Here is a 12,863-nt window from a genome sequence, read left to right as displayed (position 1 = left end):
ACTGTGTTTTTGCACGGTGAGAGAATGTGTCACTCCTTCATATACTTTTCCGGTCACAATAAAACGGCTGCAGGCCGTACCAAAACGACAAAACATAAATCTCATTCTGATTACCCTACCGGTGCTGTACAGAATGAACCTGGCGAAAGCTATGTTTCAGGAGTGCAACAATGAGTACATTAAGCCACGCAGCGAGCCGCGCTGAAAAGCGCACCAATGCCCGCTACTGGATAGTGGTGATGCTGTTTATCGTCACATCCTTTAACTATGGTGACCGCGCCACGCTGTCGATTGCCGGCTCGGAAATGGCGAAAGACATCGGCCTTGATCCCGTGGGCATGGGTTACGTTTTCTCTGCGTTCTCATGGGCCTACGTCATAGGCCAGATTCCAGGCGGCTGGCTGCTGGACCGTTTTGGCTCGAAACGGGTCTATTTCTGGTCCATTTTCATCTGGTCTGCCTTCACGCTGTTACAGGGATTCGTCGATGTGTTCAGCGGTTTTGGCATCATCGTCGCACTCTTCACGCTGCGCTTCCTGGTGGGCTTAGCGGAAGCCCCTTCTTTCCCCGGCAACAGCCGCATTGTGGCCGCCTGGTTCCCGGCGCAGGAGAGGGGAACGGCGGTGGCGATTTTTAACTCTGCACAGTACTTCGCCACGGTGATCTTTGCCCCCATTATGGGCTGGCTGACGCATGAGGTGGGCTGGTCGCACGTGTTCTTCTTTATGGGCGGACTGGGGATCATCATCAGCTTTGTCTGGCTGAAAGTGATCCACGAACCCAGCCAGCACCCTGGCGTGAATAAAAAAGAGCTGGAGTACATCGCAGAAGGTGGCGCGCTGATCAATATGGATCAAAAAGCCGCGACGGCGAAAGTCCCGTTCAGCCAGAAATGGGCGCAGATCAAACAGCTCGTTGGCTCCAGGATGATGATCGGGATCTATCTGGGTCAGTACTGCATTAACGCCTTAACCTACTTTTTCATCACCTGGTTCCCGGTGTACCTGGTGCAGGCCCGCGGCATGTCGATTCTGAAGGCGGGATTTGTTGCCTCGGTCCCGGCAATCTGCGGTTTCGTAGGGGGCGTGCTCGGCGGGGTGATCTCTGACTGGCTGATGCGCCGCACGGGTTCACTGAACATCGCGCGTAAAACGCCGATTGTGCTCGGTATGCTGCTCTCCATGACCATGGTGTTCTGTAACTATGTGAATGCGGAATGGATGATTATCGGCTTTATGGCGATGGCCTTCTTCGGCAAAGGCATCGGCGCGCTCGGCTGGGCGGTGATGGCGGATACGGCACCGAAGGAGATCAGCGGCCTGAGCGGCGGTCTGTTCAATATGTTCGGCAATATCTCCGGGATTGTTACGCCAATTGCTATCGGTTACATCGTCGGCACGACCGGATCTTTCAACGGTGCGCTGATTTATGTGGGGGTGCATGCGCTGGTCGCGGTGCTGAGCTATCTGGTGCTGGTAGGCGATATCAAACGCGTCGAGCTTAAACCTGTTGCGGAGCGTAGCTGATGACAACGCAATCGAGCCCAATCGTCACGGAGATGAAGGTTATCCCTGTGGCTGGCCAGGACAGCATGCTGCTCAATATTGGCGGTGCCCATAACGCCTGGTTTACCCGTAATATCGTGGTGCTGAAAGACAGCGCAGGGCATACCGGCGTGGGTGAAGCCCCTGGCGGTGAGGTCATTTACCAGACGCTGGTCGATGCCATCCCGCAGGTGGTGGGCCAGCAGGTAGGCCGTCTGAATAAGCTGGTTCAGCGGGTGCATAAGGGCAATCAGTCGGCAGACTTTGACACGTTCGGGAAAGGCGCCTGGACGTTCGAACTGCGCGTCAACGCGGTTGCCGCACTGGAGGCCGCGCTGCTCGATCTGCTGGGCCAGGCGCTGAATGTCCCGGTTTGCGAGCTGCTGGGGCCGGGTAAACAGCGGGATGCGGTGACGGTGCTGGGCTATCTGTTCTACGTGGGCGATCGCAATAAAACCGATCTCCCTTACCTGGCGCGATCCACGGGCGACCATGACTGGTATCACCTGCGCCACCAGGAGGCGCTCTCCGGGGAGGCCGTGGTGCGTCTGGCCGAGGCCGCGCAAGATCGCTACGGCTTTAAGGATTTCAAACTGAAGGGCGGCGTGCTGCCCGGCGAGCAGGAGATTGAAACGGCCCGGGCGCTGAAAAAGCGTTTTCCGGAGGCTCGCATCACCGTTGACCCGAACGGCGCATGGCTGCTGGAGGAAGCGATTAGTCTGTGCAAAGGGCTGCAGGAAGTCCTGACCTATGCGGAAGATCCTTGCGGAGCGGAGCAGGGCTTCTCGGGCCGTGAAGTGATGGCCGAGTTTCGTCGTGCCACCGGGCTGCCGGTGGCGACCAATATGATCGCCACCAACTGGCGGGAAATGGGGCATGCGGTGATGCTGAACGCCGTCGATATTCCGCTGGCGGACCCCCACTTCTGGACGCTTTCAGGCGCGGTGCGCGTGGCGCAGCTGTGCGATGAGTGGGACCTGACCTGGGGCTGTCACTCGAACAACCACTTCGATATTTCGCTGGCGATGTTTACCCACGTTGGCGCGGCGGCGCCGGGTAACCCGACCGCCATCGACACCCACTGGATTTGGCAGGAGGGAGAAGCCCGCCTGACGAAAAATCCGCTGGAAATCAAACAGGGCAAGATTGCCGTACCGGATGCGCCGGGCCTGGGCGTGGAGCCTGACTGGGATCAGATCCACAAAGCCCATGAGGCGTATAAAAAATTGCCGGGCGGCGCGCGTAACGACGCGGGCCCAATGCAGTACCTTATTCCCGGCTGGACATTTGACCGTAAGCGCCCTGTTTTCGGACGTCACTGATAAAAGGATTGAACGATGAGTACTTTTTCTACCCCTGTCGTCACCGCCATGCAGATCATACCGGTTGCGGGCCATGACAGCATGTTGATGAACCTGAGCGGCGCACATGCGCCATTCTTTACCCGCAATATTGTGATCATCAAAGACAATGCTGGCCACACCGGCGTGGGGGAAATTCCGGGCGGGGAGAAGATCCGCAAAACGCTGGAAGAGGCCATCCCGCTGGTGGTGGGCAAAACGCTGGGTGAGTACAAAAATGTTCTCAATACCGTGCGCAACACCTTTGCCGACCGCGATGCCGGAGGTCGTGGTCTGCAGACGTTCGATCTGCGCACCACCATTCACGTGGTGACCGGCATTGAAGCCGCGATGCTGGATCTGCTGGGCCAGCATCTGGGGGTTAACGTTGCCTCGCTGTTGGGCGAGGGTCAGCAGCGCAGCGAAGTGGAAATGCTGGGCTATCTGTTCTTTGTCGGCGACCGCAAGCTGACGCCTCTGCCCTATCAGAGCCAGCCGGATGACAAATGCGACTGGTACCGGCTCCGCCACGACGAGGCGATGACCCCGGACGCGGTGGTGCGTCTGGCGGAAGCCGCGTACGAAAAATATGGCTTCAACGATTTCAAACTGAAGGGCGGCGTGCTGGCCGGGGAGGAAGAGGCGCAAGCCATCACTGCTCTGGCAAAACGTTTCCCGCAGGCGCGCGTGACGCTGGATCCGAATGGTGCCTGGTCGCTTAATGAAGCGATCGCCATCGGCAAGCAGCTGAAGGGCGTGCTGGCCTATGCGGAGGATCCGTGCGGGGCTGAACAGGGTTTCTCTGGCCGGGAAGTGATGGCCGAGTTCCGTCGTGCCACGGGGCTGCCGACCGCGACCAACATGATTGCCACCGACTGGCGTCAGATGGGACACACCCTGTCACTGCAGTCTGTCGACATTCCACTGGCGGACCCGCACTTCTGGACAATGCAGGGGTCGGTTCGCGTGGCGCAGATGTGCCATGAGTTTGGCCTGACCTGGGGCTCGCACTCCAACAATCACTTCGATGTGTCGCTGGCGATGTTCACCCACGTAGCCGCCGCCGCACCGGGCACGATCACCGCTATCGATACGCACTGGATCTGGCAGGAAGGAAATCAGCGCCTGACCAAAGCGCCGTTTGAGATCAAAGGTGGCATGGTGCAGGTGCCTTCCACGCCGGGGTTAGGCGTCGAGCTGGATATGGACCAGGTCATGAAGGCCCACGAGCTGTATCAGAAACACGGTCTGGGCGCCCGCGACGACGCGATGGCGATGCAGTACCTGATCCCAGACTGGGCATTCGACAATAAACGTCCGTGCATGGTACGATAAACGCAATGGGACCGCTCCCATGAGCGGTTCTTTACGTGGTGTATGCTTAACGTAACGACTATGCGTAAGGATGGCTTATGAAAATTGTTATCGCACCGGACTCGTATAAGGAAAGTTTAAGTGCGCTCGAGGTCGCGACAGCGATAGAGCGTGGTTTCCGCGAGATCTTTCCCGAGGCGGTTTACGTCAAGCTGCCGGTTGCGGACGGTGGCGAAGGCACGGTTGAGGCGATGATCGCGGCAACGCAGGGACGAATGGTGCATGTTCCGGTGACCGGTCCCCTGGGCGAGCGTGTGGAAGGGTTTTACGGGATCTCCGGTGACGAGCAAAGCGCCTTTATTGAAATGGCGGCGGCAAGCGGTCTGGAGCTGGTTGCGCCTGCACAGCGCGATCCGCTGAAAACGACCTCCTGGGGCACGGGGGAACTTATCCGCCACGCTCTGGATGCGGGCGTTAAGCATATCATCATCGGGATCGGGGGAAGCGCGACCAATGACGGCGGAGCCGGAATGGTGCAGGCGCTGGGCGCAAAACTGCTGGACGCCAGTGGAGAGTCCCTTGGCCTGGGCGGGCGCGAGCTGGGAAAACTCGCGCGAATCGACCTGAGTGGTCTGGATCAACGTCTGGTGGAGTGCCGGATTGAGGTCGCCTGCGATGTCACCAATCCCCTGACCGGAAAGGAGGGGGCGTCAGCCATATTTGGTCCGCAAAAGGGGGCCACACCCGAAATGATTGTCACCCTGGACAACGCGCTTGCTCAGTATGCGCGAGTCATTGCCCGGGATCTGGATATCGACGTGCTGAACCTGGCAGGTGGTGGCGCGGCGGGTGGCATGGGCGCCGCACTGTACGCCTTTTGCGGCGCGCAGTTGCGCCAGGGTATTGAGATTGTGACCGATGCGCTACATCTGGCCGATCAGGTGGCCGATGCGGATCTGGTGATCACCGGGGAAGGGCGTATTGACAGCCAGACGATCCACGGCAAAGTCCCGGTGGGCGTGGCGAAAGTGGCGAAACGCTTTAACAAACCCGTCATCGGCATCGCAGGGAGCCTGACGGCGGACGTTGGCGTAGTACACGATCACGGCATTGATGCGGTGTTCAGCGTGATCTACAGCATCTGCTCGCTGGAAGACGCGCTGGAAAATGCCAGCGAGAACGTCAGGATGGCCGCAAGGAATATCGCGGCGGTGCTGAAAGTGGGGCAGGCATTTTAGCTGTAATTGCCGGGTGGCGGCTTCGCCTTACCCGGCCTACGTTAGTGCACCTGTAGGCCCGGTAAGCGCAGCGCCACCGGGCTTTTACCTCAGTTCCCTAACACCTTCATCGCTTCCCGCGTCACATTATCCATTTCATCCAGTAACTCCAGGAACTCCGGTTCAAGCTCTGATTCCGGGGTTCCTGCACGCAGCTGCTGCTCCAGCAACTGGCAGAGGTTTTTCAGCCGCGGCACGCCGCTGTAGCCGCAGCTGCCGTGCAGCTTGTGGATCGCTTCCAGCAGCTCTTCCGGGTTTTCACCCACCAGTTGCTCTTCAACCTTGTTGCGAATTTCCGGCAGAAACGCGACCAGCATTTGCAGCATTTCGCGGGCTAAATCGGGTTTCCCTGCCGCCTGGCGCAGCGCAAGCTGCCAGTCAAACGTCGCGTTCTGATTGACGCTGAGCTCAACCGGCTCACTGGACACCGTGTACGTCCCACCAATATGACCCGGCTGATAGCGTAACAGCAGGTTGTGAAGTTTCTCTTCATCGATTGGCTTCGCCAGGTAATCGTTCATCCCGGCGCTCAGCAGCTTCTCTTTCTGGCCGGCCATCGCATGGGCGGTGACCGCAATCACCGGGGTTTGCTGCTGGTGCGGCAGCTGGTGGATCAGCTCGCAGGCACGAATGCCATCCATGCCCGGCATCTGAATATCCATCAGGATTAAATCGAACTGCATCTGCTTAGCCTGTTCAACCGCCTGCGCGCCGCTGGTACACAGCTCAACATGCTGTACCTGGTCTTCAAGCAGTGCGCCAATGAGCTTCAGGTTGGCCGGATTATCATCTACCGCCATCACGCTCATCGGCAATTTTTGCTCTTCGTCAATCAGCGGAAGGGCATGCTGGCTAAGACGGCAATACTCCGTAAGCGCAGGCAGCAGGCGGGTCGAGGTGAGCGGCTTCAGCAGACACGCGGCAGCGCCGTCATTTTTCAACTCTTCGGCATTAAGCTGGGCATGGCAAGGCAGCGCCAGCAGCAGATAGTCAGTCATCGACGCGGCTTTCGCCAGCCGCTCCTGCTGCATGGTCAGTTCGCCGGTAAAGGTGACCGGGATGCCCATCAGCAGAATGTCGTAGTGCTCAACGGCAAGGGCGGAGAAGGTGGGGCTGTAGATCACCTCCAGCGGCGTGGTGCTTAAAATATCGAGCGCACACTGCGCTGCCGCCGCGTTCGGCTCAACGTAGGCCAGACGCTTCCCTTTCAGGCAGTCCGTCACCGGGCCATCGGTCAGCACATTCGGGTTGAGATCCAGATTGATATGGAACCAGAAGGTTGAGCCGCGGTTCGGCTGGCTGTGGAAAGAGATATCGCCCCCCATCTCGTTCACCAGTCGTTGCGTGATCACCAGACCCAGGCCAGTACCGCCATGACGGCGGGAGATACTGGCATCCGCCTGTCGGAACGCCTGGAACAGACGCGACTGATCCCGCTCCGGAATACCGATGCCCGTATCGCGGATCTGAACTTCAATCTGCACCTTGTTGCTGCTGATAGAGCGCTTTTCGACCAGGATGTCGATGTTGCCGCTTTCGGTGAACTTAATGGCATTCCCGACAAGGTTGGTAATGACCTGCTGCAGGCGCAGTGGATCGCCAATGACGTTATCCGGCACGTCGTTTTTAATGTTCAGCGTCAGCTCAAGGCCTTTATCGTGGGACGAGTGCGCGAGCAGCGTCACCACTTCATCAAGCGTGCTGCGCAGCGGGAAAGGAATACTCTCCAGGATAAGCTTGCCCGCTTCCAGCTTGGAGAAGTCCAGCACGTCGTTGATGATTGCCAGCAGGTTGTTGGCCGAGCGTTCAATAGTGTGCAGGTGATCGCGCTGAGTCGGGTTCAGCTCGCTTTTCAGGGTCAGGCGGGTAAAGCCGATCACGCCATTGAGCGGCGTACGTAGCTCGTGCGACATATTCGCAAGGAATTCTGATTTAATACGTGCCGCTTCCTGCGCACGCTTTTTCGCCAGATCCAGCTCAACGTTCTGGATCTCCATCTGCTCCAGCGTTTCGCGCAGGTCGGACGTGGCCTGATCCACGTTATGCTGCATCTCTTCGTGATACGCCGCCAGCGACATCGCCATCGAGTTGATGCCGTTTTTCAGCATATCCAACTCGCCCAGCATAAAGCCTTCCACCCGGCTGTCGAGCTGTCCCCGGCGGATGCGGTCAACCGTGTTGACCATGTTACGGATAGGCCCCGTCACATCGCGCATCAGGCGCCAGCCGAAGATCAGCGCAATGCCGATGCAGAACAGCATCATCACGCCAGAGATGAAAATTTCTTTGTACTGCTGTAGCCGGACCGACTTGAGATCCAGCTCCAGCGCCACATATCCCAGCATGTTATCGCTGGATTTGGCATCGGATTGCGCGGACTCATCCGGGGAATAGCTTTCCGACACGATGGGCGTACGCAGGATCATGATATCGCCGCGCCGCAAAACGGTGAGATGGCGCGGGAAGGGCGTACCGTCCGGGATCTTCAGGGCCGCCGGATCAAGATGAAAATTCGAGGTGACAAACAGCCGGTTGTGTTCGTCGTAAACGGAAATGGCGCGTACGATGTCTGAGTGCCGGCGGTGGAGCACGCTGATTAACTGACCAATGGATTCGCGATTTTGCAGGTTCATGCCGTACTCGCTGGAGACGGCAAGCGGTTCGATGATGCTGGCGCCTGCATCTTCCAGTTGTCGCTGCAAATCGTTATAGCGGTGCACCACGAAAAAGATACTCAGCAGCAAACCGATGAGAACGGTGGGGGCGAGGATCAAAATCATCATGCGCGCGCGCAGGCTGTAGTTGGTCATGGCGTTCCGTTATGGGACAATTAAGGTCATTATGTTTATTTGAGAAAATTCCCGGCGATGGCGCAATTCTACTCTGCAAAGCGACGCGTGACGACGCGTCAAATCATAACCGTTGAAGCCACGGACCTGGATCCGTTTGGCCAGGGTGTGGCGCGTCACAATGGTAAGGCTCTGTTTATAACAGGTTTACTGCCAACAGAACGAGCAGAAATTACGCTGACGGAAGATAAACGTCAGTTCGCACGGGGGCAGGTTAAGCGTCGTCTCAACGACAGCCCCGAGCGTGTGAAGCCTCGCTGTGCGCATTTTGGCGTCTGTGGCGGCTGCCAGCAACAGCATGCGAGCACAGAATTACAGCAAAAAAGTAAAAGCAACGCCCTGGCGCGTCTGCTTAAACATGAAGTGAACGAGGTCATTGCCGGTGAGCCATGGGGCTACCGCCGCCGTGCACGCCTGAGTCTGAGCTATCAGCCAAAAACGGCGCATCTGGAGATGGGGTTTCGCAAGGCCGGATCCAGCGACATCGTTGATGTGAAGCAGTGCCCCATTTTGGTGCCCCAACTTGAGGCATTGCTGCCGGACGTGCGTACCTGCCTCTCCGGGCTGGACGGCGTTCGTCACCTCGGGCATGTTGAACTGGTTATGGCAAACAATGGCCCGCTGATGGTGCTGCGCCATACGGCGCCGTTGTCGAAAAAAGACCGCGAAAAACTGGAACGCTTTTCGCATTCCCACGACCTGGCGCTTTTCCTTGCACCACAAAGCGAGATACTTGAGCAGGTTACCGGTGATGCACCCTGGTATGCGTCAAACGGGCTACGCTTAACGTTCAGTCCACGGGATTTCATTCAGGTGAATGATGGCGTTAACCAGCAGATGGTCGAGAAAGCGCTGGCGTGGCTGGATGTTCAGAAAAGCGATCGGGTGCTTGACCTGTTCTGCGGAATGGGCAACTTCACCCTGCCGCTGGCCCGCAACGCGGCCAGCGTCGTGGGCGTCGAAGGTGTCGAGGCGCTGGTGGCGAAAGGGCGGGAGAACGCACAACAGAACGGCTTGCAAAATGTGACATTCTTTCATCAAAATCTTGAGGAAGATGTCACTCAACAGCCGTGGGCTAAGCAGGGCTTTGATAAAATTCTTCTCGACCCGGCGCGTGCAGGTGCGCCGGGCGTAATGCAGCATATTATTAAACTCGCGCCAAAGCGTGTGGTCTATGTTTCCTGTAACCCGGCAACGCTTGCCCGAGATAGCGAGGCATTAGTCAGCGCGGGTTACCAGATTCAGCGTCTGGCAATGATGGACATGTTCCCGCACACTGGGCATCTGGAATCCATGGTGTTGTTCGAGCATATATAATGAGTTTGGCTTGTCGACTTCGACAGGCCCAGGTCCCTAAAGGAGAGGACAATGGTTGCGGTAAGAAGTGCACATCTCAATAAAGCTGGGGAATTTGACCCACAAAAATGGATCGCAAGTCTGGGAATTTCCAGCCAGCAGTCGTGTGAACGCTTAACCGAAACCTGGGCCTATTGTCTGCGCACCACGCAGGGGCATCCTGACGCCGATCTTCTGCTGTGGCGCGGCGTGGAGATGGTTGAAATTTTGTCCATGTTGAACATGGACATCGAAACGCTGCAGGCCGCGCTGCTCTTCCCCCTTGCCGATGCGGACGTGGTCACCGAAGAGGTGCTGCGCGACAGCGTAGGAAAATCCGTTGTCGCGCTGATCCACGGCGTGCGCGATATGGCGGCCATCCGCCAGCTTAAAGCCGCACATACTGACTCCGTCTCCTCAGAACAGGTCGATAACGTCCGCCGGATGCTGCTGGCCATGGTGGATGATTTCCGCTGCGTGGTCATCAAGCTCGCCGAGCGTATTGCCCACCTGCGCGAGGTCAAGGATGCGCCTGAAGACGAGCGCGTGCTGGCGGCCAAAGAGTGTACCAACATCTATGCACCGCTGGCGAACCGCTTAGGGATTGGTCAGCTCAAATGGGAGCTGGAAGACTACTGCTTCCGTTACCTGCACCCGGCGGAATACAAACGCATTGCCAAACTCCTGCACGAGCGCCGTATCGACCGCGAGCACTATATTGAGGATTTTGTCGGCGGTTTACGCCAGGCGATGAAAGAAGAGAACGTGCGCGCCGAAGTCTACGGCCGTCCTAAGCACATCTATAGCATCTGGCGCAAAATGCAGAAGAAACACCTCGCCTTTGACGAGCTGTTTGACGTGCGCGCCGTACGTATCGTGGCGGAGCGTCTGCAGGACTGCTACGCCGCGCTGGGGATAGTGCACACTCACTTCCGCCATCTGCCGGACGAGTTCGATGACTACGTCGCCAACCCCAAACCGAACGGCTACCAGTCTATCCATACTGTTGTGCTTGGTCCGGGTGGGAAAACGGTCGAGATTCAGATCCGCACCAAACAGATGCACGAAGACGCTGAGCTGGGCGTCGCCGCGCACTGGAAGTACAAAGAAGGCACCTCCGGCGGGGCGCGTTCTGGTCACGAAGACCGCATTGCCTGGTTGCGTAAGCTGATTGCGTGGCAGGAAGAGATGGCCGACTCCGGCGAGATGCTCGACGAAGTGCGCAGCCAGGTCTTTGACGACCGGGTGTATGTCTTTACCCCGAAAGGGGACGTTGTCGACCTGCCGGCCGGCTCTACGCCGCTCGATTTTGCCTACCACATCCACAGCGATGTGGGGCACCGCTGCATCGGGGCCAAAATTGGCGGACGCATCGTACCGTTCACCTATCAGCTGCAGATGGGTGATCAGATTGAAATCATTACCCAGAAGCAGCCCAACCCGAGCCGGGACTGGCTTAACCCAAACCTGGGGTATGTCACCACCAGCCGCGGGCGCTCGAAGATTCACGCCTGGTTCCGTAAACAGGATCGTGACAAGAATATCCTTGCCGGTCGCCAGATCCTTGACGACGAGCTGGAGCACATCGGGATAAGCCTGAAAGAGGCGGAGAAATTCCTGCTGCCGCGCTACAACTTCAACGAGCTTGATGAGCTGTTAGCGGCCATTGGCGGCGGTGATATCCGTCTGAATCAGATGGTGAACTTCCTGCAGGCGCAGTTTAATAAGCCAAGCGCGGAAGAGCAGGACGCGGCGGCGCTGAAGCAGCTGCAGCAGAAAACCTATGCGCCGCAGCAGCGCAGCAAAGACAACGGTCGCGTGGTGGTCGAGGGCGTGGGCAATCTGATGCACCACATTGCCCGCTGCTGCCAGCCTATTCCGGGTGACGATATCGTCGGCTTTATCACTCAGGGGCGCGGGATCTCGATTCACCGTTCCGACTGCGATCAGCTTGCCGAGCTGCAGTCTCACGCACCGGAGCGCATTGTGGAAGCGGTCTGGGGCGAGAGCTATTCCGCCGGTTACTCGCTGGTGGTTCGCGTCACCGCGAACGACCGTAGTGGTCTGCTGCGCGACATTACCACCATTCTTGCCAACGAGAAGGTCAACGTGCTGGGTGTTGCCAGCCGCAGCGATACCCGCGAGCAGCTTGCCACCATTGATATGACCATCGAAATCTACAACCTGCAGGTGCTGGGCCGCGTGCTCGGTAAACTGAACCAGGTGCCGGATGTGATTGACGCGCGTCGTCTGCACGGCGGTTAACTGCACTTTCTTATGTAGGCCGGGTAAGGCTTTGCCGCCACCCGGCTTGTTTTTTAATGGAACAGATTATGACTCAAATCGACCGCCTGCTCGGCATCATGAAACGCCTGCGCGACCCGGAAAACGGCTGCCCGTGGGACAAAGAGCAGACTTTCGCCACCATCGCTCCGTACACCCTTGAAGAGACCTACGAGGTACTGGACGCCATTTCCCGTGAAGATTTTGACGACCTGCGCGGCGAGCTGGGCGATCTACTGTTCCAGGTGGTGTTCTATGCGCAAATGGCGCAGGAAGAAGGGCGCTTTAACTTTGACGATATCTGCGCCGCCATCAGCGACAAGCTGGAGCGCCGTCATCCCCATATTTTCGGTGACGCCACGGCAGGGAACAGCAGCGAAGTCCTGGCCCGCTGGGAGCAAATCAAAAGCGCCGAACGGGCAGAAAAATCCCAGCACTCTGCGCTGGATGACATCCCAATGAGCCTGCCCGCGCTGATGCGCGCGCATAAAATTCAAAAACGCTGCTCCGCCGTCGGTTTTGACTGGACCTCGCTTGGCCCGGTGCTGGACAAAGTGCACGAAGAGATTGACGAAGTGATGCACGAAGCGCAGCAGGCGGTGGTGGATGAAGCAAAGCTCGAAGAGGAGATGGGCGACCTGCTGTTTGCGACCGTCAACCTTTCGCGCCACCTGGGTGTAAAAGCGGAAACCGCCCTGCAAAAAGCGAACATAAAATTCGAACGACGCTTTCGCGAAGTCGAGCGGATTGTGGCCTCGCGGGGCCTGGAAATGAGCGGAATTGACCTCGAAGCCATGGAAGAAGTCTGGCAGGAAGTAAAACGCCAGGAATCTGATCTCTAACGGAATTTTGCGATCAAGCGCAATTTGTGTGATTTTTTAAATGACAAGCGCTTGATTTGCGTCAAAAACATTTACCCAA

8 protein-coding genes are annotated in these 12,863 nt (G+C 57.7%); 7 read left to right on the top strand and 1 reads right to left on the bottom strand.

From position 1 onward, the window contains the following. Window positions 1–170 precede the first annotated feature (170 nt). The 4 genes from SP99_RS17905 (at window position 171) to SP99_RS17890 (ending at window position 5,436) form a co-directional block, all read left to right on the top strand. The gene (locus tag SP99_RS17905) at window positions 171–1,526 is read left to right on the top strand and encodes an MFS transporter (RefSeq protein WP_047959377.1); all 1,356 of its coding nucleotides are present in this window, start codon (window positions 171–173) and stop codon (window positions 1,524–1,526) included. Beyond that, window positions 1,526–2,866 carry an enolase C-terminal domain-like protein gene (locus tag SP99_RS17900; RefSeq protein WP_047959376.1) on the top strand — a complete coding sequence of 447 codons (1,341 nt, stop codon included), beginning with the start codon at window positions 1,526–1,528 and terminating at the stop codon, window positions 2,864–2,866. Before SP99_RS17905 ends, SP99_RS17900 begins: the two co-directional genes overlap by 1 nt. A gap of 15 nt (window positions 2,867–2,881) precedes the next feature. Further along, window positions 2,882–4,219: a glucarate dehydratase gene (gene gudD, locus SP99_RS17895; protein ID WP_047959375.1), complete on the top strand. Its 1,338-nt coding sequence runs from the start codon at window positions 2,882–2,884 to the stop codon at window positions 4,217–4,219. 77 nt (window positions 4,220–4,296) lie between these two features. After that, entirely contained in the window at window positions 4,297–5,436 is a 1,140-nt protein-coding gene (locus SP99_RS17890; protein WP_047959374.1) for a glycerate kinase, read from the top strand. An 89-nt stretch (window positions 5,437–5,525) separates the two neighbouring features. Here the strand turns inward: SP99_RS17890 and barA are convergent, their stop codons facing one another. Next, a complete protein-coding gene (barA, locus tag SP99_RS17885; RefSeq protein ID WP_047959373.1) occupies window positions 5,526–8,285 on the bottom strand; it encodes a two-component sensor histidine kinase BarA in 2,760 nt (919 codons plus the stop codon). Between the two features lie 57 nt (window positions 8,286–8,342). On the opposite strand from barA, the gene rlmD reads away from it, so the two are divergent. The 3 genes from rlmD (at window position 8,343) to mazG (ending at window position 12,784) form a co-directional block, all read left to right on the top strand. Continuing rightward, window positions 8,343–9,641, top strand: coding sequence for a 23S rRNA (uracil(1939)-C(5))-methyltransferase RlmD (gene rlmD, locus SP99_RS17880; protein ID WP_047959372.1), 1,299 nt, complete (start codon window positions 8,343–8,345; stop codon window positions 9,639–9,641). 51 nt (window positions 9,642–9,692) lie between these two features. After that, the gene (relA, locus tag SP99_RS17875) at window positions 9,693–11,924 is read left to right on the top strand and encodes a GTP diphosphokinase (RefSeq protein ID WP_045286483.1); all 2,232 of its coding nucleotides are present in this window, start codon (window positions 9,693–9,695) and stop codon (window positions 11,922–11,924) included. A gap of 68 nt (window positions 11,925–11,992) precedes the next feature. Next, window positions 11,993–12,784: a nucleoside triphosphate pyrophosphohydrolase gene (gene mazG / locus SP99_RS17870; RefSeq protein ID WP_047959371.1), complete on the top strand. Its 792-nt coding sequence runs from the start codon at window positions 11,993–11,995 to the stop codon at window positions 12,782–12,784. Window positions 12,785–12,863: the final 79 nt, after the last annotated feature.

The sequence above is a fragment of the Enterobacter sp. BIDMC92 genome (genome assembly GCF_001030225.1).
In the GTDB taxonomy this organism is placed as follows: domain Bacteria; phylum Pseudomonadota; class Gammaproteobacteria; order Enterobacterales; family Enterobacteriaceae; genus Enterobacter; species Enterobacter sichuanensis.
The sequence above is the reverse complement of the archived record's forward strand: the minus strand, read 5'-3'. Positions and strand labels throughout refer to the sequence as shown.

Excerpts from the sequence above, each read along its gene's own strand:
- SP99_RS17905 (WP_047959377.1), top strand. The coding sequence starts at position 171 with ATGAGTACATTAAGCCACGCAGCGAGCCGCGCTGAAAAGCGCACCAAT.
- SP99_RS17900 (WP_047959376.1), top strand. The coding sequence starts at position 1,526 with ATGACAACGCAATCGAGCCCAATCGTCACGGAGATGAAGGTTATCCCT.
- gudD (WP_047959375.1), top strand. The coding sequence starts at position 2,882 with ATGAGTACTTTTTCTACCCCTGTCGTCACCGCCATGCAGATCATACCG.
- SP99_RS17890 (WP_047959374.1), top strand. The coding sequence starts at position 4,297 with ATGAAAATTGTTATCGCACCGGACTCGTATAAGGAAAGTTTAAGTGCG.
- barA (WP_047959373.1), bottom strand. The coding sequence starts at position 8,285 with ATGACCAACTACAGCCTGCGCGCGCGCATGATGATTTTGATCCTCGCC.
- rlmD (WP_047959372.1), top strand. The coding sequence starts at position 8,343 with ATGGCGCAATTCTACTCTGCAAAGCGACGCGTGACGACGCGTCAAATC.
- relA (WP_045286483.1), top strand. The coding sequence starts at position 9,693 with ATGGTTGCGGTAAGAAGTGCACATCTCAATAAAGCTGGGGAATTTGAC.
- mazG (WP_047959371.1), top strand. The coding sequence starts at position 11,993 with ATGACTCAAATCGACCGCCTGCTCGGCATCATGAAACGCCTGCGCGAC.